The sequence below is a fragment of the Ochrobactrum sp. SFR4 genome, from assembly GCF_019730395.1.
Classification (GTDB): domain Bacteria; phylum Pseudomonadota; class Alphaproteobacteria; order Rhizobiales; family Rhizobiaceae; genus Pseudochrobactrum.
Genome location: NZ_JAAPBB010000006.1, coordinates 251923 through 272974 on the forward strand (window position 1 = coordinate 251923; position 21052 = coordinate 272974).

The 21052-nt window shown below is 51.7% G+C and carries 21 protein-coding genes; 17 read left to right on the forward strand and 4 right to left on the reverse strand.

Annotated features, from left to right (window positions below; genetic code table 11):
- The first annotated feature begins 69 nt into the window (after positions 1-69).
- The 4 genes from HBA93_RS10170 (at position 70) to HBA93_RS10185 (ending at position 5143) form a co-directional block, all read left to right on the forward strand.
- Positions 70-1005, forward strand: coding sequence for a pirin family protein (locus tag HBA93_RS10170; RefSeq protein ID WP_221723190.1), 936 nt, complete (start codon positions 70-72; stop codon positions 1003-1005).
- 104 nt (positions 1006-1109) lie between these two features.
- Positions 1110-3050 carry a 1-deoxy-D-xylulose-5-phosphate synthase gene (dxs, locus tag HBA93_RS10175; RefSeq protein WP_221723191.1) on the forward strand — a complete coding sequence of 647 codons (1941 nt, stop codon included), beginning with the start codon at positions 1110-1112 and terminating at the stop codon, positions 3048-3050.
- A gap of 84 nt (positions 3051-3134) precedes the next feature.
- A complete protein-coding gene (locus tag HBA93_RS10180; protein WP_221723192.1) occupies positions 3135-3914 on the forward strand; it encodes a TlyA family RNA methyltransferase in 780 nt (259 codons plus the stop codon).
- Positions 3914-5143, forward strand: a complete 1230-nt coding sequence (locus HBA93_RS10185; RefSeq protein WP_221723193.1) for a class I SAM-dependent RNA methyltransferase — start codon at positions 3914-3916, stop codon at positions 5141-5143. The genes HBA93_RS10180 and HBA93_RS10185 overlap by 1 nt, the downstream gene beginning before the upstream one ends.
- A gap of 18 nt (positions 5144-5161) precedes the next feature.
- On the opposite strand, the gene HBA93_RS10190 is transcribed toward HBA93_RS10185, so the two are convergent.
- The 3 genes from HBA93_RS10190 to HBA93_RS10200 all read right to left on the reverse strand — a co-directional run bounded on the left by HBA93_RS10190 (position 5162) and on the right by HBA93_RS10200 (position 8060).
- Positions 5162-5911: an SDR family oxidoreductase gene (locus tag HBA93_RS10190; RefSeq protein WP_221723194.1), complete on the reverse strand. Its 750-nt coding sequence runs from the start codon at positions 5909-5911 to the stop codon at positions 5162-5164.
- 2 nt (positions 5912-5913) lie between these two features.
- The gene (gene tldD / locus HBA93_RS10195) at positions 5914-7341 is read right to left on the reverse strand and encodes a metalloprotease TldD (RefSeq protein ID WP_221723195.1); all 1428 of its coding nucleotides are present in this window, start codon (positions 7339-7341) and stop codon (positions 5914-5916) included.
- A gap of 158 nt (positions 7342-7499) precedes the next feature.
- Complete coding sequence (locus HBA93_RS10200) at positions 7500-8060, reverse strand: invasion associated locus B family protein (protein ID WP_121991788.1); 561 nt, start codon at positions 8058-8060, stop codon at positions 7500-7502.
- Positions 8061-8944: 884 nt separating this feature from the next.
- Here HBA93_RS10200 and coxB point away from each other — a divergent pair.
- The 12 genes from coxB (at position 8945) to HBA93_RS10260 (ending at position 19516) form a co-directional block, all read left to right on the forward strand.
- Entirely contained in the window at positions 8945-9829 is an 885-nt protein-coding gene (gene coxB / locus HBA93_RS10205) for a cytochrome c oxidase subunit II (RefSeq protein ID WP_122093418.1), read from the forward strand.
- Positions 9830-10013: 184 nt separating this feature from the next.
- A complete protein-coding gene (gene ctaD, locus HBA93_RS10210; protein ID WP_121991787.1) occupies positions 10014-11702 on the forward strand; it encodes a cytochrome c oxidase subunit I in 1689 nt (562 codons plus the stop codon).
- Positions 11703-12043: 341 nt separating this feature from the next.
- Positions 12044-12997 carry a heme o synthase gene (locus HBA93_RS10215; protein WP_121991786.1) on the forward strand — a complete coding sequence of 318 codons (954 nt, stop codon included), beginning with the start codon at positions 12044-12046 and terminating at the stop codon, positions 12995-12997.
- Between the two features lie 2 nt (positions 12998-12999).
- Positions 13000-13176, forward strand: a complete 177-nt coding sequence (locus HBA93_RS10220) for a cytochrome c oxidase system small membrane protein (RefSeq protein WP_286201850.1) — start codon at positions 13000-13002, stop codon at positions 13174-13176.
- Between the two features lie 74 nt (positions 13177-13250).
- The gene (locus tag HBA93_RS10225; RefSeq protein WP_121991893.1) at positions 13251-13898 is read left to right on the forward strand and encodes a cytochrome c oxidase assembly protein; all 648 of its coding nucleotides are present in this window, start codon (positions 13251-13253) and stop codon (positions 13896-13898) included.
- 205 nt (positions 13899-14103) lie between these two features.
- A complete protein-coding gene (locus HBA93_RS10230) occupies positions 14104-14982 on the forward strand; it encodes a cytochrome c oxidase subunit 3 (protein WP_022711677.1) in 879 nt (292 codons plus the stop codon).
- Positions 14983-15285: 303 nt separating this feature from the next.
- Positions 15286-15678, forward strand: a complete 393-nt coding sequence (locus HBA93_RS10235) for a DUF983 domain-containing protein (protein ID WP_116087085.1) — start codon at positions 15286-15288, stop codon at positions 15676-15678.
- Positions 15675-16427, forward strand: coding sequence for an SURF1 family protein (locus tag HBA93_RS10240; protein ID WP_221723196.1), 753 nt, complete (start codon positions 15675-15677; stop codon positions 16425-16427). Before HBA93_RS10235 ends, HBA93_RS10240 begins: the two co-directional genes overlap by 4 nt.
- A 111-nt stretch (positions 16428-16538) precedes the next feature.
- Positions 16539-17540: a 4-hydroxy-3-methylbut-2-enyl diphosphate reductase gene (gene ispH / locus HBA93_RS10245; protein ID WP_121991783.1), complete on the forward strand. Its 1002-nt coding sequence runs from the start codon at positions 16539-16541 to the stop codon at positions 17538-17540.
- Between the two features lie 53 nt (positions 17541-17593).
- A complete protein-coding gene (locus tag HBA93_RS10250) occupies positions 17594-18553 on the forward strand; it encodes a homoserine kinase (RefSeq protein ID WP_221723197.1) in 960 nt (319 codons plus the stop codon).
- Between the two features lie 66 nt (positions 18554-18619).
- On the forward strand, positions 18620-19060 hold the full coding sequence (gene rnhA / locus HBA93_RS10255) for a ribonuclease HI (RefSeq protein WP_116087091.1): 441 nt from the start codon (positions 18620-18622) through the stop codon (positions 19058-19060).
- Positions 19061-19114: 54 nt separating this feature from the next.
- Positions 19115-19516, forward strand: coding sequence for a DUF3995 domain-containing protein (locus tag HBA93_RS10260; RefSeq protein WP_121991892.1), 402 nt, complete (start codon positions 19115-19117; stop codon positions 19514-19516).
- A gap of 68 nt (positions 19517-19584) precedes the next feature.
- Here HBA93_RS10260 and HBA93_RS10265 read toward each other — a convergent pair whose 3' ends face one another.
- The gene (locus HBA93_RS10265; protein WP_075654487.1) at positions 19585-20070 is read right to left on the reverse strand and encodes a peroxiredoxin; all 486 of its coding nucleotides are present in this window, start codon (positions 20068-20070) and stop codon (positions 19585-19587) included.
- A gap of 388 nt (positions 20071-20458) precedes the next feature.
- On the opposite strand from HBA93_RS10265, the gene HBA93_RS10270 reads away from it, so the two are divergent.
- Positions 20459-21040: a YqgE/AlgH family protein gene (locus HBA93_RS10270; RefSeq protein ID WP_502910076.1), complete on the forward strand. Its 582-nt coding sequence runs from the start codon at positions 20459-20461 to the stop codon at positions 21038-21040.
- The last annotated feature ends 12 nt before the right edge of the window (positions 21041-21052 follow it).

The window sequence follows — 21052 nt, forward strand, 5'->3', positions numbered from 1 at the left end:
TTTCAATGGCTCAGTTTAAGCTGGCAATGCTTCGACTACGCGTTTCATTGTTTCTGAAAGGACAGATTTGTGAGCTTCTTTCCCGGTCAGGATCCGGTTCCCGGTGATCATCAGTCGATTGATGCAATTGAAACGCTGATTATTCCGCGCACCAGTGAAGTGGGCGGTTTGCAGGTTCGCCGTGCTTTGCCGACGTCCAGGCGCCGTCTTGTCGGGCCATTTATCTTTTTCGACCGGATGGGGCCTGCTATATTACGGGCAGGGCAAGCGCTGGATGTGGCACCGCATCCGCATATCGGCCTTTCAACTGTTACTTATCTTCTGGACGGCAATATCCGTCATCGTGACAGTCTGGGCACCGAGCAGGTGATTAATCCCGGTGAAGTCAATTTGATGACTGCGGGGCGCGGCATTGTGCACTCAGAACGCACGCCGGAAGAAATGCGCGGATCGCCGCTGGCTATCTCTGGTGTGCAGACATGGGTTGCTTTGCCTGAACGCTCTGAAAATATGGCGCCGGAATTCAGTAATCATACGGTGCAGCAATTGCCGTGGCTGGCGGAAAAAGAATTCCGCATGCGTCTGATGATCGGCGATATGCACGGATTGAAGTCCAATGTGCCGACTTATAGCGAAACACTTTATGCCGATGTGTTTATTGAGGCGGGCGGTAAATTCCATCTGCCTGCGGTGCAGGAAGAGCGGGCGATTTATATCCTGAGCGGTGCAGTACGTATCGCCGGAGAAGTATTTACCGATAATCAGCTGCTGGCATTCCGGCAGGGCGATGATATTGTGATTGAAGCCGTGCCGCAAAATTTTGCGACTGAAGGTGCACAGATCATGGTTTTCGGTGGTGAGGCGATGGATAGCCGCCGATATATCTGGTGGAATTTCGTTTCATCATCAAAAGAACGTATTGAACAGGCAAAGGAAGAGTGGCGCAGCCGTCGCTTTGATATTGTGCCGGGCGATGCGGAGGAATTTATCCCGCTTCCCGAATAACTATTTGAAATAGCTGATTGCAAAATACAGGCAGATGGGAAACAAAGCTTTTTATATAAGTTTCCGTCTGCTCTGAACTGTCCATAGAATAATAAGGTTTTCCGATGACCGGTTTTGATAACAAGTTGCACACGCCATTGCTGGATCAGGTGCATTTGCCGGAAGATTTGCGAAAGCTTGCGCCTGCACAATTGCCGCAACTGGCGGATGAATTGCGCGCTGATCTGATTGATGTTGTGTCCCGCACCGGTGGCCATCTTGGTTCAAGTCTTGGCGTGGTCGAACTGACCGTGGCACTGCATTATCTGTTTGATACACCGAATGATCGCTTGATCTGGGATGTGGGGCACCAAACCTATCCGCATAAAATTCTGACCGGTCGCCGTGAGCGTATGCCGACCATTCGTCAGGAGGGCGGCCTGTCCGGTTTTACCAAGCGTGCTGAAAGCGAATATGATGATTTCGGCACCGGCCATGCGTCCACTTCGATTTCGGCTGGTCTTGGCATGTCTGTGGCAAGTGAGCTCAAAGGTGAAAAGCGCAATGTCATTGCTGTGATCGGCGACGGTTCCATGTCCGCCGGTATGGCCTATGAGGCGATGAATAATGCCGGCGCGCTGGATGCTCGTCTTATCGTTATTCTCAACGACAATGATATGTCGATTGCGCCGCCGACCGGTGCAATGAGCGCCTATCTTGCGCGTCTGGTTTCGGGGCCGACTTATCGTAACCTGCGCGAGATGGCCAAGCAGATCAGCAAGAAGCTACCAAAATTCTTTCAGGATAAAGCCCGTAAAACCGAAGAGTTTGCCCGTGGTTTCTGGGCTGGCGGCACGATGTTTGAAGAACTCGGCATGTATTATGTCGGCCCTGTGGATGGTCATAATCTCGATCATCTTCTGCCGGTTCTGACCAATATCCGCGATAATGTTGAGGGGCCAGTGCTGGTGCATGTGGTGACCCAAAAGGGCAAAGGCTATGCGCCAGCCGAAGCCGCAGCCGACAAATATCACGGCGTCAATAAATTCGATGTGATTACCGGCAAACAGTCGAAGCCACCTGCAAATGCGCCGAGCTATACAAAAGTCTTTGCCAATGCGCTGATTGAAGAGGCGCGTCACGACGAGAAGGTTGTGGCCGTAACTGCCGCTATGCCGGACGGGACGGGGCTTAATCTTTTCGGGCAGGCCTTTCCGCAACGAACTTTCGATGTCGGCATGGCTGAGCAACATGCGGTGACTTTTGCCGCTGGTTTGGCTGCTGAAGGGCTGAAGCCTTTTGCAGCAATTTACTCCACATTTCTGCAGCGCGCCTATGATCAGGTGGTGCATGATGTGGCGATCCAGCATCTGCCGGTGCGTTTTGCGATTGATCGTGCAGGTGTGGTTGGCGCGGATGGTGCCACCCATGCGGGCAGTTTCGACACCGCTTTCCTGAGCAATTTGCCGGGTTTTGTGGTCATGGCCGCATCGGATGAAGCAGAATTGGTGCATATGGTGCGCACGGCTGCGGAATATGAAGATGGGCCGATTTCGTTCCGCTATCCGCGTGGCGATGGTGTTGGTGTTGATCTGCCGGAACGCGGTACTGTTCTGGAAATCGGTAAAGGCCGTATTGTCCGTGAAGGCAGCAAGATTGCGATCTTAAGTTTTGGCGCACGTTTGCAGGAATGTCTTGCGGCTGCTGATGAGCTGGATGCAGCTGGTCTTTCAACCACTGTTGCCGATGCGCGTTTTGCCAAACCGCTGGACCATGATCTGATCCGCCGTCTCGCCAAAGAGCATCAGGTGCTGCTGACGATTGAAGAAGGCGCAGCCGGTGGCTTTGGCGCGCATGTATTGTATTATCTCAGCAATGAAGGCGCGCTGGATAATGGTCTGCGTGTCCGCACATTGACCTTGCCGGATGCATTTCTGGATCATGCTAAACCGGAGGCTATGTATGCCCGTGCAGGTTTGGATAGTGCAGGCATCGTGCGGGCGGCCTTTGCAGCGCTCGGCCGTGATGTGCTGACCGGTGAGGCAGGTGGCGGTCTGCGGGCATAATCTGCTGGCAGGCTTTGCCATCTTGATAGACATGCGCGGATAAAACACCTTGCGCTAAGCTGCTGTCTCCTTCATTGAGGCAGCATGAGTGAAAATACAGATAAGATACGCCTTGATCAGGCGCTGGTGGAGCGCGGGCTGTTTGCCTCGCGTTCACGCGCCCGCGATGCGGTGGCGCGTGGCACCGTGCGCGTGAATGGTCAGGTTGTCACAAAAGCCGGTCAGACTGTAACGGCTCAGGCCGAATTAGCCGTGGATGATCCGGCGAGCCGTTTTGTCTCCCGTGCGGCGCTGAAACTGACGGCTGCGCTCGATCATTTTGGTTTTGAGGTTGAGGGTCAGACAGCATTGGATATCGGTGCATCCACCGGTGGTTTCACACAAGTGCTGCTGGAGCGCGGCGCAGAGCATGTGATCTGCGTGGATGTCGGTCATGACCAGTTGCATGAGACTTTGCGTGGTGACAAGCGCGTTACTAATCTCGAAGGGCTGAATGCCCGTGTGCTGGATGTGAGTCATTTGCAAGAACGCAAGGTTGAGATTGTTGTCTCGGATGTCAGCTTTATCTCGTTGAAACTGGCATTGCCTAACGCACTTGCCCTTTGTGCCGATGGTGGCTGGTGTCTGCTGTTGGTGAAACCGCAATTCGAAGCTGGTCGCGAGGCAATCGGCAAGGGTGGCATTCTCAAAGACCCGTCGCAGGGTGAGACGATTGCGCAGGAGTTGCAAGCTTGGCTCAATGAGCAATCCGGCTGGCAGGCTTTAGGATTTTGTGCCTCACCGATTACCGGTGGTGACGGCAATCAGGAATATATTTTGGCAGGCAGGAAGAACAAAGCTGCCGCCGCGAAGGACGATGTTTGATGAGTTTGCGTGTTACAATTAATGCGATGGGTGCCGGTGGTGATGGTGTTGCCCAGCTGCCGGATGGTCAGGTTTTTGTGCCTTTTACCCTGCCAGGTGAGGTTGCCAATGTTGCGCGGGATAAGAACCGCGCCAGCCTGATGGCATTGCTGGAAACATCGGAACAGCGTGTGGAACCATCCTGCCGCCATTTCGAAGACTGCGGCGGTTGCGCCTTGCAGCATTGGGCAATGTCTGCTTATCAGGCTTGGAAGCGTTCATTGGTCGCCGCCAGTCTTGATGGGCGTGGTTTGAAATATGAGCTGGCACCATTGGTGCCATGCGCACAGCAGAGCCGTCGTCGTGCGACTTTCGCTATTCGCAAAACCGAAGCCGGTTTGCTGCTCGGTTTTAACCGCCACCAGAGCCATGAGCTGATCAATATTTCTGAATGTGCGGTGACAGTTCCTGCGATTATCTCCCGTCTGGATGATCTGCGTAAAGTCGCTATTCATCTGGCCGATGGTGCAAAGCCGTTCAAACTGACGGTTACCGATACAGAATCCGGCCTTGACCTGGCTGCAAGTGGTTGCCCGACACCGGATGATGCGGCTCGCCGTATTCTCACACCTTTGATGATGGAACTGGGCTTTGCCCGTCTCAGCGTTGACGGCGAGATTATTCTGGAACCGAAAAAGCCATTGGTTACCATTGGCAAAGTGCCGGTGAATATTCCGTCCGGCAGTTTCCTTCAGGCAACAATTGAAGCTGAAGAGGCCATGGTTGCGCTGGTGATCGGCCATTTCAAAAAGGCCAAAAGAGCGGCCGACCTGTTCTGTGGTGTTGGTACTTTTGCACTGCGTATGGCTGAAACTATGGCGGTTCATGCGGTGGAAAATGATGCACCGGCACTGGCCGCACTGGATCGCGGTATTCGTCATGTGCAGGGGCTAAAGCCGGTCACGCATGAGCGACGCGATCTGTTCCGCCGTCCGATCCTGCATAAGGATCTCAATGCTTATCAGGGTGTGGTTTTCGATCCGCCGCGTGCCGGTGCTGAAGAACAGGCAATGCAGATTGCCAAATCATCCGTGCCTAAAGTCGCGGCTGTTTCCTGTAATCCGGTGACACTGGCGCGCGACCTCGCCATTCTGGTCAAGGGCGGCTACAAGATCGACAAGATCATTCCTGTCGATCAGTTCCTGTGGTCATCCCATGTGGAAACCGTAGCACTGCTCTCGAAAAAGTAATCAGGAGAGGGCGGGTGTTCAGCCGAACAACCCGCCTTCATCCGTATCAATTGTGATTGAAGACAGCGTGATATGGCGCGGTCGGGTGATCGCAAACATTACCGCCTCACATACATCGCGATTGGTCGCGCGCTCACCTTTGGAGCGCTCCGGAATGGCATCCCATTCCGCATCCGCCGGTGAAATATCATCGAGATATGGCGGATGCACACAGAGTGAGCGCACCGGCGTGCCGCGTAGCATTTGCTGTAAGCCTGTTGCTATCGCTGCCTGTGCATGTTTCGCAGCATAAAACGGTACAGCCACACTATGTAGCGGGGCGTTTGGTAATGCGCTGATCGAGCCGATGGTCACTATATCCGGTCTTGCAGAGCGTTTCAGCAGCGGAAGCATGCCTTGCGTGAACAGAAAGCTGCCGGTCACTGCGGCATTGATGGTGCCGAACACTTCCTGTTCGCTGTGCGGTTCATCGCTGGCTTCCAGCCACATCGCACCATTATTAATCAGCAAATCGACCGCGTCGTATTTTTCAGTGATCTGCGCAATCGCACGGCCGATACTGGCATTATCGGCGAGATCAACCACAACCTGATCAGGGCGCAGACCTGTGCGCTGTTCAATCTGGTCAGCAATCGTTGAGAGTGCAGATTGATTGCGGGCGCAGAGCACAATCTTACAACCGGCATCGGCCAGCATCATTGCCATTGCAGCACCAAGACCACGGCCGGAGCCGGTTATAACAGCGGTTAAACCATTCAGATTTCTCATTTTTAAACAGCCGTTCCGCCAACAGTCATCTGATCCATACGCAGATGCGGCTGGCCAACGCCAACAGGCACCCACTGGCCGCCTTTACCGCAATTGCCGGAGCCGTTATCGAGCTTGCTGTCATTGCCGATCATCGACACGCGATGCATGGCATCAGGACCATTGCCGATCAGCATGGCACCTTTGACCGGTGCGCCGACTTTACCGTCTTCAATCATATAGGCTTCGGTGCAACCAAATACGAATTTACCGGAGGTGATGTCCACCTGACCACCGCCGAAAGACACCGCATAGATGCCTTTTTTAACAGAAGCGATAATTTCTTCCGGTATTTTATCACCGGAGAGCATCATCGTATTGGTCATGCGCGGCATCGGTGCATGGGCATAGGATTCACGGCGGCCATTGCCGGTCGGCTGCATGCCCATCAGACGGGCATTCTGACGATCCTGCATATAATTGACCAGCTTACCGTCGTCGATCAGTACCGTGTTGTTGGTCGGTGTGCCTTCATCATCAATGGTCAGCGAGCCGCGACGGTCAGCGATGGTGCCGTCATCCACCACGGTCACGCCCTTAGCGGCAACCTGCTGCCCCATGAGCCCTGCAAAGGCCGAGAGTTTCTTGCGGTTGAAATCACCTTCAAGACCATGGCCTACTGCCTCATGCAGCATCACACCCGGCCAGCCATTGGACAATACGATGTCGAAGGTGCCGGCGGGAGCAGGGATGGCTTCAAGATTAACGAGAGCCTGACGCAGGGCTTCATCTGCCGCGTGCTGCCATGAGCCGGTTGCGATAAAATCCTCAAACAGACGGCGGCCACCCATGGAATAGGAGCCGGATTCCTGACGGTCGCCCTGACCGGCCATGACGGAAATCGACAGGCGCACCATCGGACGGATATCGCGGACAAAATGACCATCAGCGCGCAGAATTTCTACCTGCTGCCAAGAGCCGCCAATGCTGACACTGACCTGACGCACTTTGCTGTCTTTGGCACGCAAATATCCGTCAATCTGCTGGAGTAGCACGACTTTTTCATCGAAAGTTGGAGAGCCCAGCGGGTTCACATCGGTATAGAGGTGGCGGTTAGTGCCATTTGGCGCCGCGCTATAACTGCCTGTTGCGTTACGCGAAATTGCAGAGGCCGCATCGGCTGCACGGAGCAAGGCGCTATGGGTCAGTTCGCCGGAATGGGCATAGCCGACCGTTTCACCGGAAACGCAGCGCAGACCAAAACCTTGCCCCTGATTGAACGCGCCGTTCTTGAGGCGGCCATCATCAAAGACCAGAGATTCAGATTCCGCATATTCCAGATAAAGTTCACCGTCTTCACTGCCGTGGAGCGATTGCGCTACCAGTTTTTCAACCTGATCACGGCTGATATCGAATTCATCAATCAGGCTTCGGGACGTGGTGGAACTCATAGATTTACTCCGGAACAGCGGCTGTGTCCTGCATCAGACGGGTGATTGTTCTTTGTATATGGCGAGTTTGCTGCGGTGGGACAAGCCGGACAGCGGGATAAAATAAAAAACGCCGCCGTCAAAATATGAGCGGCGGCGTTTTAATCAGATTAAAAGACTTATGGCAGTTTGTTGAAGCCGTCGCTGAAGCCTTGCAGTTCAACCGGAATACCAACGCCTTCTTCCGGTGTCTGGAAGACGATGAAGGTTGCAGCTTTACCCTTGCGCAGTGTTTCGATCAGCGCATCATCAAGGATAACCTCTGCATAACAGCCGTCTTCAAAGCAGCGTACGAAATAGGCACGACCGATATCCTTGCCATCCACATTGAGGCCGAGACCGTTTGGCAGCAGCACGCCGAGTGGTGCAAGAACACGCAGAATGCGTGCCTTGTTATCGGCGGTTTTGAGAACAACGACAGAAAGGCCGAGTTCAGGGCGATCCGCTGCGATCACATTCTGGATCAGCGCACATTGTTCGGTCTTGGCACCGGCAGGCTTGTCACAAAGAATGGACCATGCGCCATGCTGAGAGCGCAAAGTGCCGTTTTTCTGCGAAGCACCGGCCGCCGTTGGCTGGGGTGCGGATTGAGCAAAAGCAGCAGAGGCGGATACAGCCATAAGGCCTGCACCGAGCAGAGCAGCGGCAACTTTACGGCTGACAGAAGAGAAATGGTGCATATTTATGATACCTTTGGCGGCTCGGTAAACATTACATCGGTAAATGCGGCGCGAGCCGTAAGTACCCTTTGAAAGCGTATTTAAGTGAGGTCTTTGCGTCATTTCCGGAAACCGGCAAATCAGAAAGCCATGCTTTTTATTCTGTGTACATGGATAATGGCGGAATTTGAACCGGATAAGGTAAAGTTTTAGTATAAATCAGATTATGAACACCATTCTAAATCCGCATTGTTGAAATTATCGCTATGCCATGCACAGTTTTCGTCATCGGCTCTCCCTTTCAGCTCCGTGAATTTTACTCTGATACGGCGGAGCGTGCAGGGTTTGAAATCTGCGGTGCTTTTAAAGGCATTGCAGCAGGGGCAGCGGGAATACGCGGTGCTATTGTTTTATCTCTATTTTACTTGATCCAGATCAATGCAAATAAGCCCGGATTGTGAATTGATTCTCCTCCCTGAGGCCGGAATAAGGCGTGATCAGCGAATTTGGGCTGTTTTGGCGCGGTTGAGACAATCAGACTCATCTTAAGATTTTTCCGGAGAGACAAAAATTATATACAATGACGTTGTGTTGGTTTTCCTTTATAACTTATTGATTTTATGTATTTTTATGAATTGTTTTTTAAAAATCCATATCCCGTTTCCGGTGATGTGAGCCGGAAAAGACTGGTGTTTTTAAGTTGTATTACGCGCAAAAATGCCGCACGGGAAAATCTTCGCCTTCCTTGCTTGGTGCTATAATGTGTTGTCAGTACGGTGGGGGAACGGGGCATTGGCTAGGGAAGAGCTATGTCTGCGATTAACCGGCAAGGCTATAATCGGGAGAAGATGCTGGTGGATAGGGTTATTGCCACAAATAAAGCCGTTGCAGGTAAGGATTCTGCGATGAAAAAACATATTTTGACCGGCAGCGCGGTTGCATTCGGCGCAGTGTCCGGTCTTTTGGCGTCTGCAGCGGGTGCGCTGGCTGACAAGCCGGTTGACTGGCAGCTGAGCTGGCAGGATTCCGCAACGAAAATTGCGGATCAGATACATTGGTTCGAACGTTATTCGCTGATGTTCATTATTCCGGTAACCGGTCTGGTGATGCTGCTGCTCTTGTGGTGCATCCTGCGCTTCCGTAAAGGCGCTAATCCGGTTGCTTCCAAAACCAGCCATAACACAACGATTGAAGTGATCTGGACACTGGGGCCGGTCATTATTTTGCTGTTTCTGGCCATTCCGTCCTTCCAGCTTCTGACAGCGCAATATTCTCCGGATGAGCCAAAACTGACTGTTAAAGCAACAGGTTACCAGTGGTACTGGGGTTATGAATATCAGACAGAGGAGCCGCTTTCTTTTGATGCGCTTCTGCTGAAAGACGAAGACCGTGCTGCTGCCGGAAAACAGGATCTGGCTGCCTATCCGCGTCTTTTGGCCGTTGATAATGAAGTTGTGGTTCCTGTGGATACGACTGTCCGCTTGCTGGTGACAGCTGCCGATGTGATCCACTCATGGGCAATGCCTGCTTTCGGCGTCAAGATGGATGGTGTTCCGGGACGTAATAACGAAACATGGTTCAAGGCTGCCCGTGAAGGGCTCTATTACGGCCAGTGTTCCGAACTGTGCGGTAAAGATCATGCTTATATGCCGATTGCTGTGCGCGTTGTTTCGCAGGAGCGTTATGATGCATGGCTTGCTGCCGCCCGCACAGATATTTCCGGTGCGAATAAGACACTGATGGCTGAAATTGAAAATGATACCAAGACCGTGACTGTTGCCGGAAACTGATTATAAGCCTGACGTGAATGAAAACTTCGTCAGGCTCTTGGGTTTTTACAGGTCACGAACCGCATGGCTGCTTAAAAATCAAATATGATTTAAGACGGAATTCATGCGGTAATTTAATATTTTAGAATACCTGTTTTGGTTCCCTAAAGGGCATTTGGTATTCGTTCAGAACGGGAGCAATCTTATGGCTGGTTCAACAGCTCACGATACCCGAAAGGGAGCCCCTCACGCAGGGGCGGATGCACACCATGACGACCACAAGCCGCGTGGTTGGGTTCGCTGGGTGTATTCGACCAATCACAAGGATATCGGTACACTTTATCTGATCTTTGCGATTATTTCCGGTATCATCGGCGGGGCATTGTCCATCGCTATGCGTGCGGAATTGCAGGAGCCTGGTATTCAGATTTTCCACGGTCTGGCTTCCATGGTCTATGGCGTTGAAGGCGATGCGGCTATGGACGCCGGCAAGCATATGTTCAACGTGTTTACCTCCATGCATGCGCTGATTATGATCTTCTTCATGGTTATGCCTGCGCTGATCGGCGGTTTCGCCAACTGGATGGTTCCGCTGATGATCGGTGCGCCTGATATGGCGTTCCCGCGCATGAACAATATTTCATTCTGGCTGCTGCCTCCGGCATTGCTGCTGCTGCTCATCTCCTTCTTCGTGCCGGGTCCTGCCGGTGGCTGGGGCGCGGGTGGTGGCTGGACGCTGTATCCGCCGTTGTCGACTTCGGGGCAACCGGGACCTGCAGTGGATTTCGCAATTCTGTCGATCCACATTTCCGGTGCGTCGTCCATTCTTGGTGCGATCAACTTCATCACAACTATTTTGAATATGCGTGCGCCGGGCATGACCCTGCATAAAATGCCGCTTTTTGCATGGTCTGTTCTGGTTACAGCCTTCCTGCTTCTGTTGTCGCTGCCGGTTCTGGCTGGTGCGATCACCATGTTGCTGACAGACCGTAACTTTGCGACAGCATTCTTCGCACCTGAAGGTGGCGGTGACCCGATCCTGTATCAGCACCTGTTCTGGTTCTTCGGGCATCCGGAAGTGTATATTCTGATCCTGCCGGGCTTCGGCATTGTCAGCCACGTGATTTCGACCTTCTCGAAAAAGCCAATTTTCGGTTATCTCGGCATGGCTTATGCGATGGTTGCAATTGGTGTAGTCGGCTTTGTGGTCTGGGCGCACCATATGTATACAGTGGGTTTGTCGCTTGATACGCAGCGCTATTTTGTGTTTGCAACCATGGTGATTGCTGTGCCGACCGGTATCAAGATCTTCTCGTGGATTGCCACAATGTGGGGCGGTTCGATTGATTTCCGTACGCCAATGATGTGGTCAATCGGCTTTATCTTCATGTTTACCGTTGGTGGTATGACCGGTGTTCAGCTGGCCAATGCCGGTTTGGACCGTGCGCTGCATGACACTTATTATGTTGTAGCGCATTTCCATTACGTGCTGTCGCTGGGTGCCGTATTCGCGATCTTTGCGGGCTGGTATTACTGGTTCCCGAAAATGTTCGGCTACATGTATAATGAAACCATCGGTAAGATTCACTTCTGGCTCACATTTATCGGTGTGAACCTCGTATTCTTCCCGCAGCATTTCCTCGGTCTTGCCGGTATGCCGCGCCGCTATATCGACTATCCTGATGCCTATACAGGCTGGAATATGGTGTCGTCCTACGGTTCGTATATTTCCGGCTTTGCGGTGTTGGTTTTCCTCTATGGTGTATTTGAGGCCTTTGCGAAAAAGCGTGCCACAAGTGCAAATCCATGGGGTGAGGGTGCAACAACACTGGAATGGCAGCTGTCATCGCCGCCGCCTTACCACCAGTGGGAACAGCTCCCGCATGTGAAGTAATCATTGTTCGGGCGGCGTCAGTCATGCCGCCGCCCGATACAACCGAAAATGCCGGATAGCATGATTTATGCAATTCATAGGGCTGTTCACTTTTAGGCTATTTATGAATTTCCTAAATTATGACGGGTGTACCGTGCGGTGTTTGGGTGTATAGAGGCGCTATTAGCGCTTAACGCACCACAGGTGCTGCAACAGTCGCGCAAGAAAAATGCGGCGTTGCGGGAGAAGCAGTCTCCCCGCAAATAGCTGCTCAGAGTGCGACATTCGTTTTAAGGAATTGCCGGATTTGAGATCCGGTATCCGGTTTTGCCGGAATTGTTGAATAAGGACAGATACAGATAATGTCTCTGGTTGAGAAAAATAACATGACTGGTGAAGCCGGACAGCAGATGCAGCTGTCGGAAGCGAGCGCGGCTGATTATATCGCGCTGCTGAAACCGCGTGTCATGTCGCTGGTTGTATTTACCGGTTTTGTTGGTCTGATCGTGGCTCCCGGCCATATGAATCCGGTTATGGCTGCGATTGCTATTCTTTGTATTGCGATCGGCGGCGGTGCCTCAGGCGCACTGAATATGTGGTATGATGCGGATATTGACCGCATTATGAAGCGTACCAAAAACCGGCCGATCCCTGCGGGTCTGATCCGTGAAGAAACAGTGCTTGCCTATGGTATTACACTGTCTGTCTTTTCCGTGATGACGCTTGGCCTGCTTGTCAACTGGCTTGCCGCTGCTTTGCTGGCCTTTACAATTTTCTTCTATAGCGTCGTTTATACGATGTGGCTGAAACGCTCGACACCGCAGAATATTGTGATTGGCGGTGCCGCCGGTGCATTCCCGCCGATGATCGGCTGGGCTTCGGTAACCGGCACGATTTCGATTGAAAGCGTTGTTCTGTTTCTGATTATCTTCCTGTGGACGCCGCCGCATTTCTGGGCGCTGTCTCTGTTCACATCCGGTGATTATGAAGCGGCAAAAATTCCGATGATGCCGAATGTGCGGGGTGAAAAATCCACACGTTTGCAGATCGTGGTCTATTCACTGATCGTTGCGCCGGTTGGCGTACTGCCATGGTTCCTCGGTTTCGGCGGCCATGTCTATGGTGTACTCTCTGCATTGCTTGGCGCAATCTTCATATGGCGCGCAGTGCAGCTATGGATGGCGCCGGAGCATGAAACACAAATGCGTGCTGCCCGTGCGCTGTTTAAATTTTCGCTGGTTTATCTGTCCGCTTTGTTCAGCATCTTGCTTGTTGAGGCACTGGTGGCGAAAATACTGCCGGTAATAGGGGGATAATGATGGCGGATAAAGAAGCAAAAACTGAACTCGAACTGATAACGCAGACAGAGAAACAGAAGAAAGCCCAGCGCAGCCGTTCTGTGGCTCTGGCATTGGCTTTAGCGGCCTTTGTTCTGATCGTTTACATCGGCACATGGGTTAAACTCGGACCAGGTGTGCTGGTTCGCCCGATGTAATCGGAACTGTCAGCGTTTTAAGTCGCAGGGAGGCGGCATAGGCAATGATACAGAAACCGGAAAATACAGAAACAATGCAGGCGCCTGCAGCAGAAGACACTGCTGTACAAGCCGCACGTCATCAGCGTTCCAATCGTATTGTTGCTTTATCCTGTACCAGTTTTTTCGTTGCTATGATCGGCATGGCCTATGCAGCTGTGCCGCTTTATCAGATGTTTTGTCAGGTTACCGGCTATGGCGGCACAACGCAGCGCGTTGAGCAGATGTCGGATACGATACTCGATCAGACGGTCAATGTACGCTTTGATGCCAATGTGTCCGGTGGACTGCCATGGGAGTTCAAGCCGGTTCAGCGCGAAGTGACTGTGCGTATCGGTGAAACGACTATCGTTAATTACGAAGCGAAGAATATTTCAGACCGTCCGGCTTCGGGACGCGCGACATTCAACGTGTCGCCGGATCTCACAGGCTCCTATTTCAACAAGGTTCAGTGCTTCTGCTTCACAGACACAACCTTGGCCGCCGGTGAGACAATGGAAATGCCGGTCATGTTCTTTGTCGATCCGGATATTGTGAAAGAAAAAGATCTCAAGGGGCTGAAGACGATCACCTTGTCTTATACATTTTTCCCGCTGGACAAGGAGCCGGTAAATTCAGCCGCAGTGCCTGCTGTTCTGCAGAAAAATGCTGAAATTAAGCCGGTGGTCAAGCCGCAAGGATAGAGATGCCGCGACATCATGTTGCGGTGCGCAAAAAAGCGAACTGCATCAAGAATATGGTCAAGAGGGGCTATGTTCGGCGCATGAAACGACTGAATGCGCCAGCGGCACAAAGTAAAGAACAGGGTGCTTGTCGGGGGATATCCGGATGCAGCACCGGAAAGATAAACAGAGGAGCCTTGGGGCATAAACCTTAAGGGGGAATGACATGGCAGACACTCATCAGAAGAACCACGACTATCATATTATAGATCCTAGTCCGTGGCCGTTTCTGAGCTCGGTTGGTGCATTTGTTCTGGCCATTGGCGGTATCGCTTATATGCGCTACCTCAATGCAGGCGAGCTGCATCTGTTTGGTATCAATTTTGTAACGCCATGGCTGTTCTTTATCGGCATCGCCATCATCCTGTACTGCATGTATGGCTGGTGGTCAGATACGATCCGTGAGGGTAAGGAAGGCCACCATACCCGCGTGGTTTCCATCCATCTGCGCTATGGCATGATTATGTTCATTGCCTCCGAAGTTATGTTCTTCGTGGCTTGGTTCTGGGCGTTCTTTGATGCCAGCCTGTTCCCGAATGAAGTGCATCAGGTGATGCGTGCAGAATTCACCGGCGGTCAGTGGCCTCCGAAAGGCATGGAAGTTCTCGATCCTCTGCATCTGCCGCTTTATAACACCGTTATTCTGCTGCTCTCCGGCACAACGCTGACATGGGCGCATCATGCGCTGCTGCATAATGACCGCAAAGGCCTTGTCTGGGGATTGGCGCTGACTGTTGTTCTCGGCGTGTTGTTCTCTTTCGTGCAGGCTTACGAATATATTCATGCGCCATTTGCCTTCAAAGATTCCGTTTATGGTGCAACATTCTTCATGGCGACCGGCTTCCATGGTTTCCACGTTATTGTTGGTACGATCTTTCTGGCTGTTTGTCTGATCCGCTCTATTCGCGGTGATTTCACGCCGAAGAACCATTTCGGTCTGGAGGCCGCTGCATGGTACTGGCATTTCGTGGACGTGGTCTGGCTGTTCCTGTTCTTCAGCATTTATGTATGGGGTTCATGGGGCGCACCGATTGCCGTACATTAACCGGCATCAGGAATAGCGGCATTTTGCCGGAGTTCTGAACCTGATGGGATAAGGAAAGCGTCGCGGTTTTTGAGGGCTGCGGCGCTTTTTGTTTCTTAAAGTGCCGTGTGCCAGACTTGGCACATAAAACTCGCTCCAACACTTTAAAATTTTGCTCTGGTTTTAACGGCGCAACTAGAGCATTTCACAGTCAAGTTGGATCAACTTGACGGCAGTGATAATGCGACAAAATAAAGAATCTAGAGCGAGCGCTATGATCCAATCTGGACGTAAACCGCTCTAGACCGCAGCGGAGGTGGAATGATGCATAATGAAGATAGTCTTTATCCGCCGGTAGAGCCAATCAAAGCCGGTATCAAAGGACGTTGTCCGCGCTGCGGACAGGGCGCTTTGTTTAATGGTTATCTGAAACTGGCAAAGCGCTGCGAGGTCTGCGAACTGGATTATGGTTTTGCAGATTCCGGTGACGGGCCTGTTGTTTTTGTGCTTCTGCTTGACGGTTTTCTTGTTACTGCTTTGGCGCTCTGGGCTGAGGTGTCTTATCAGCTGCCGCTCTGGTTGCATTTTATCATCTGGATACCGCTGGCTATTCTCATCGGGCTGGTGCTGACACGCTGGATGAAAGGTATTCTGATAACTCTGCAATATAAGCATAAAGCGGCATCGGGGCAGCTCGACAGGCGGGGGCGCGAATGACTGCCACCGGCCAAACATCGAAGCCCTTCCCATGGATTCTACTGCTCTGCAGCAGCATTGCTTTTGCCGTTCTGCTGGGGCTTGGTATCTGGCAGACACAGCGTTTATTCTGGAAAGAACAGCTAATTGCGCAGATTGAAGAAAGGGTGCATTCCGCACCAAAACCGTTGAGTGACATTGAGGCTGAATTTGCAAAAACCGGTGCTGTGGATTACATGCCGGTGACTTTGCGTGGTACATTTCAGCATGAGCGCGAACAGTATTTTTTTACGACCTTTAAAGGCGCATCCGGCTATGCGGTTTATACGCCGCTGATCCTGAATGACGGGCGGGCTGTTCTGGTTAATCGTGGTTTTGTGCTTTATGAAAAGCAAAATCCGGCAACACGATCGCAAGGTCAGAACACGGGAGAGGTGACTGTTACGGGGCTTGCCCGTGATCCGCTGATTGCCAAACCGTCTTTCTATCTGCCGGATAATGAACCAGCCAAAAAACTTTATTACTGGAAAGACTGGGGCGCGATGATGGAAAATAGTGGCCTTGCTCAGGATCGTGATTTTGTCGGGTTTTTTGTGGATGCGGATGCCACAGCCAATGCCGGTGGCCTGCCGCAGGGCGGGATAACCATTCTGGAGCAACCGAATAATCATCTGCAATATGCGGGCACATGGTTCGGGTTGGCTGCCGTTTTGCTGGTTGTCACCTTTATCTATATTTTCCGTCAGCGTCGCAGCGCGGATGCGCAATAGCTGTTGACATTGCGCGATGCGAAGCCCAATTGCTACAGCAGCATTTGTTTTACAGCGCATTGATGATCTATGGTCGCAATGTTGCTTTGAAGACAGGATAATCAGAGTTCAATGACCGATAAGCCTAAGCTGACCATCCGCCTGTGCGGTCCACGTGGATTTTGCGCCGGAGTTGATCGCGCTATTCAGATCGTTGTGCTGGCGCTGAAGAAATACGGCGCTCCGGTCTATGTGCGTCATGAGATTGTTCACAACCGCTATGTGGTTGAAGGCCTGCAGGCGCGGGGTGCGATTTTCGTGGAAGAGCTGGACGAAATTCCGATGGAGCACCGCGATCAGCCGGTGGTATTTTCCGCTCACGGTGTGCCAAAATCCGTACCGGAAGATGCGGATGCGAAAAACCTGTTCTATCTGGATGCAACTTGTCCGCTGGTTTCTAAAGTACATAAACAGGCGATGCGCCATCAGCGTCTTGGCCGGCATGTTATTCTTATCGGCCATTCCGGCCATCCGGAAGTGATCGGCACAATGGGGCAACTGCCGGAAGGTACGGTTTCTTTGATCGAAACTGTAGCAGACGCAGAGGCCTATCAGCCGGAAGATCCTGAAAACCTCGGCTTTGTAACGCAAACCACACTATCGGTAGACGATACTGCGGGGATTATTGCCAAGCTTCAGGAGCGGTTTCCGCAGCTGACAGCGCCTGCCGCTGAATCCATCTGCTATGCCACAACCAATCGTCAGGAAGCGGTGAAAGAAGCGGCTCCCGGCTGTGATCTGTTTCTGATTGTCGGCGCGCCGAACTCTTCAAATTCCAAACGTCTGGTGGAAGTGGCCGAGCGCTCCGGTGCCCGTCATTCTCTGCTTGTGCAGCGTGCGGAAGAGATTGACTGGGATAATCTGGGCGAGCTTTCGGTGCTGGGGATTTCGGCAGGGGCATCGGCACCGGAAATTATCGTTGATGAGATCATCGATGCGTTTTCGCAGCGTTTTGATGTCACAATTGATCTGGCGATCACCACCGTTGAAACCGAGAACTTCCTCGTAAATCGTCAGATCCGCGATGTGGAACTAACGACTCAGGACATGGCGTTTGTGAACGGCAATCATTGAAATAAAGAATAATCTGCCGCGATTTTCGCAGGTGACGGCAGGGGGAGACCAGCATGGCTGTCTATACGGATATTAATGAAATTGAACTGGCAGCCTATCTGGAAAATTACAACATTGGTACTTTGCTGTCTTTCAAAGGCATTGCCGAAGGTGTTGAGAACTCCAATTTCCTGCTGCGCACGACTGAAGGCACTTTCATTCTGACCCTTTATGAAAAACGCGTGGATCGTGATGATCTGCCGTTCTTCATTAAGCTGATGCAGCATCTGGCGGCCAACGGGATTGAGTGCCCGCAGCCGGTTGTGCAAAAAAACGGTGAGGCGATTGGTGAATTGGCTGGTCGTCCGTCGGCAATTGTCACCTTTCTCGAAGGCATGTGGTTGCGCAAACCTGCCGCGGAACATTGCTATGCTCTGGGTGTGGCAATGGCGCAGATGCATCTCGCTGGTCAGAATTTTGCGATGGAACGCGAAAACAGTCTGACACTGAAAGACTGGCGTCCGTTGTGGGAAAAATGCATGGCAGATGCTGATGCCGTTGAGGCCGGCTTGCGTGTACAGACAGAAGCGGATCTGGCCTATCTGGAGCAGAACTGGCCGTCTGATCTGCCGCGCGGTGTGATCCATGCCGATCTGTTTCCGGATAATGTGTTTTTCATCGGTCCGAACCTGTCAGGCATTATTGACTTTTATTTTGCCTGCACGGATATGCTGGCCTATGATCTGGCAATCTGCCTCAATGCATGGTGCTTCGAGCGTGATTTTTCCTATAATCTGACTAAAGGCACAGCTTTGCTGCGCGGTTATAATTCTGTGCGTCCTCTGAACTCAGCAGAGCGTGAGGCTTTGCCGGCGCTGTGCCGCGGCGCTGCCTTACGCTTTATGCTGACGCGGCTTTATGACTGGATCAATGTGCCTGCAGACAGTTTTGTTACCAAAAAAGACCCGATGGAATATTTGCGGCGTATGCGTTTTCATCGCGAAGTACGCTCGGCCAGTGAATATGGACAGTAAGCAATAACAGGTTACGGTGCTGAATATCCGTGAACTGAGCCTGATAAATAAATGTGAGAAAACCGCTTGAAGACGATTACAGCCTATACGGATGGTGCCTGTTCAGGAAATCCGGGTCCCGGAGGATGGGGGGCTATACTGGAATATAACGGCCATCGCAGAGAGTTGAATGGTGGTGAGCGGGATACGACCAATAACCGGATGGAGCTGATGGCGGCAATTTCCGCATTGCAGGCACTTAAAGAGCCATGTCAGGTCGATCTCTATACGGACTCGGTTTATGTGCGCGATGGCATTTCCAAATGGATCGAAGGCTGGAAGCGTAATGGCTGGAAAACCGCGGCCAAGGCTCCGGTTAAAAATGCCGAGCTATGGCAGGAGCTGGATGCTGCACGCAAAAATCACAAGGTGACATGGCACTGGGTTAAAGGTCATGCGGGGCATCCTGAGAATGAGCGTGCGGATGAACTCGCCCGTGAAGGTATGGCACCATATAAAAAGCGCTGATATTCGTGTAACGAGACTATCTGTGCGACCGCAATGCTGCAGAAAGCAGAGACAATGTTTTACATCGGATTGTTGCTGACGGGTGTTTTTCTGATTTTATCAGCCATTCATGTCTATTGGGCACTTGGCGGAGAGATGGGTAAAGCTGCCGCAGTTCCGGTAAGAGAAGACGGGCAGCAATCATTCACGCCGTCTAAGGCCGGTACTCTGGCTGTGGCCGTTGCGCTGTTTTTGTTTGCCGTTCTGGTTTTCTCTGTCGGTGTTTGGAATGTCACTGTACTTCAGCCGTTAGGTTGGGGACTGGCGTTTATTCTGTTTCTGCGCGCTGTCGGAGATTTCAGGCTGGTCGGCTTTTTTAAACGTCCGTCTAAATCTGAATTTGCGAAATATGACAGCCGGTATTATTCGCCGCTTTGCTTGCTGCTGGCTGCCGGTATTTTATATATTTCGCTCTGATTTTGATCATTCTGTTTATAAAAAAAAAGCCCGCTTTGAAGCGGGCTTTTTGCATGCGGATTATGAAATCAGAGCTTTTCGAGCATCGCTTCTGCGGAAGAAACTGTGGCAACGCCCGGATTTTCTTCAATATCGAGGCTCTTTACAACGCCATCTTCAATCAGCGCTGAATAGCGCTTGGAGCGTACGCCAAGACCGCCGCCGGACAGGTCGATATCAAGACCGGCAGCTTTAGTGAATGCGCCGATACCGTCGGAAAGGTAGACGATTTTGCCTTCACCTTCGGTGGCCTTTGCCCATGCGCCCATGACATGCACGTCATTGACGGAAACGACAGCAACAGTGTCTACGCCTTTAGCGATCAGCGCATCGTAATTCGCCAGATAGCCTGGCAGATGGTTCAGTGTGCAGGTCGGGGTGAAAGCACCTGGTACTGCAAAGAGAACGACTTTCTTACCCTGAAAAACGTCATCTGTGGTGACGTCTTTAACGCCGTCAGCAGTTTTGGTTTTGAAGCTCGCTGCTGGCAGTTTATCGCCGATCTGAATGGCCATTGTCTGTTCTCCTTCATACAGATTATGAGTAACGGATATTGGCATTATACATAGCCTCTGACCGGATTTTACGGAAGCGCTATTTCTTGAAATTTCTGGCGGACAGGCGTGTAATTTTCTTCTTAAGGCAGAATATTTCGCTTTTAATATGAATTTTCTAAAATACGAATTTTAAGTAATGTGCTGAAATGCCTGAAAAAATATAAACCGGATTTTTTCGCTTCAAAAAACTTCGATAAATGTGACTTGGCTCATGTAAGCGTTGTGTTATGCTGATTATTCACTATGCCGTGAATGAATAAAACAGACGCATAATCATCCGAAGCGAACGGCAAAAATTACCCATTTATCTTCATCAATCCTGTTGCATTGAAATTGAAAGAGGCGTGTGGTGAACAACGGTTTTCTCAACGGACAATTTCTGCTTGCAATGCCCGGTATGACGGATGAGCGTTTTGCCCGTTCGGTCATTTATATTTGCGCGCATTCAGAGCAGGGGACGATGGGTTTTATCATTAACCAGCTGCAGCCGCTTGAATTTCCCGACCTTTTGATCCGCCTTGGTATCATTACGCAGGCGCAGAGCATTTTACTGCCCGAAAAAGCCCGCTCGCTGATGGTGCGCCGTGGCGGCCCTGTTGAAACCGGACGGGGCTTTGTACTGCATAGCGATGATTTTATGGTTGGTACCAGTATTCCCGTCACCGATGATATCTGTATGACCGCGACTATGGATATTCTCCATGCCATATCGGATGGTATGGGGCCGGATAAAACACTGATGGCGCTTGGCTATGCCGGCTGGGATGCAGGGCAGATTGAGCGTGAAATTGCGAGTAATGACTGGCTGATCTGCCCGCCAACCACAGATTTGTTGTTTGATACGGATATTCTCGGCAAATATGATCGTGTCATGGCGCAGATGGGCGTCGATCCTGCACGCCTCGTTGTGCAGGCCGGACATGCTTGAGCCAAAGCTTTA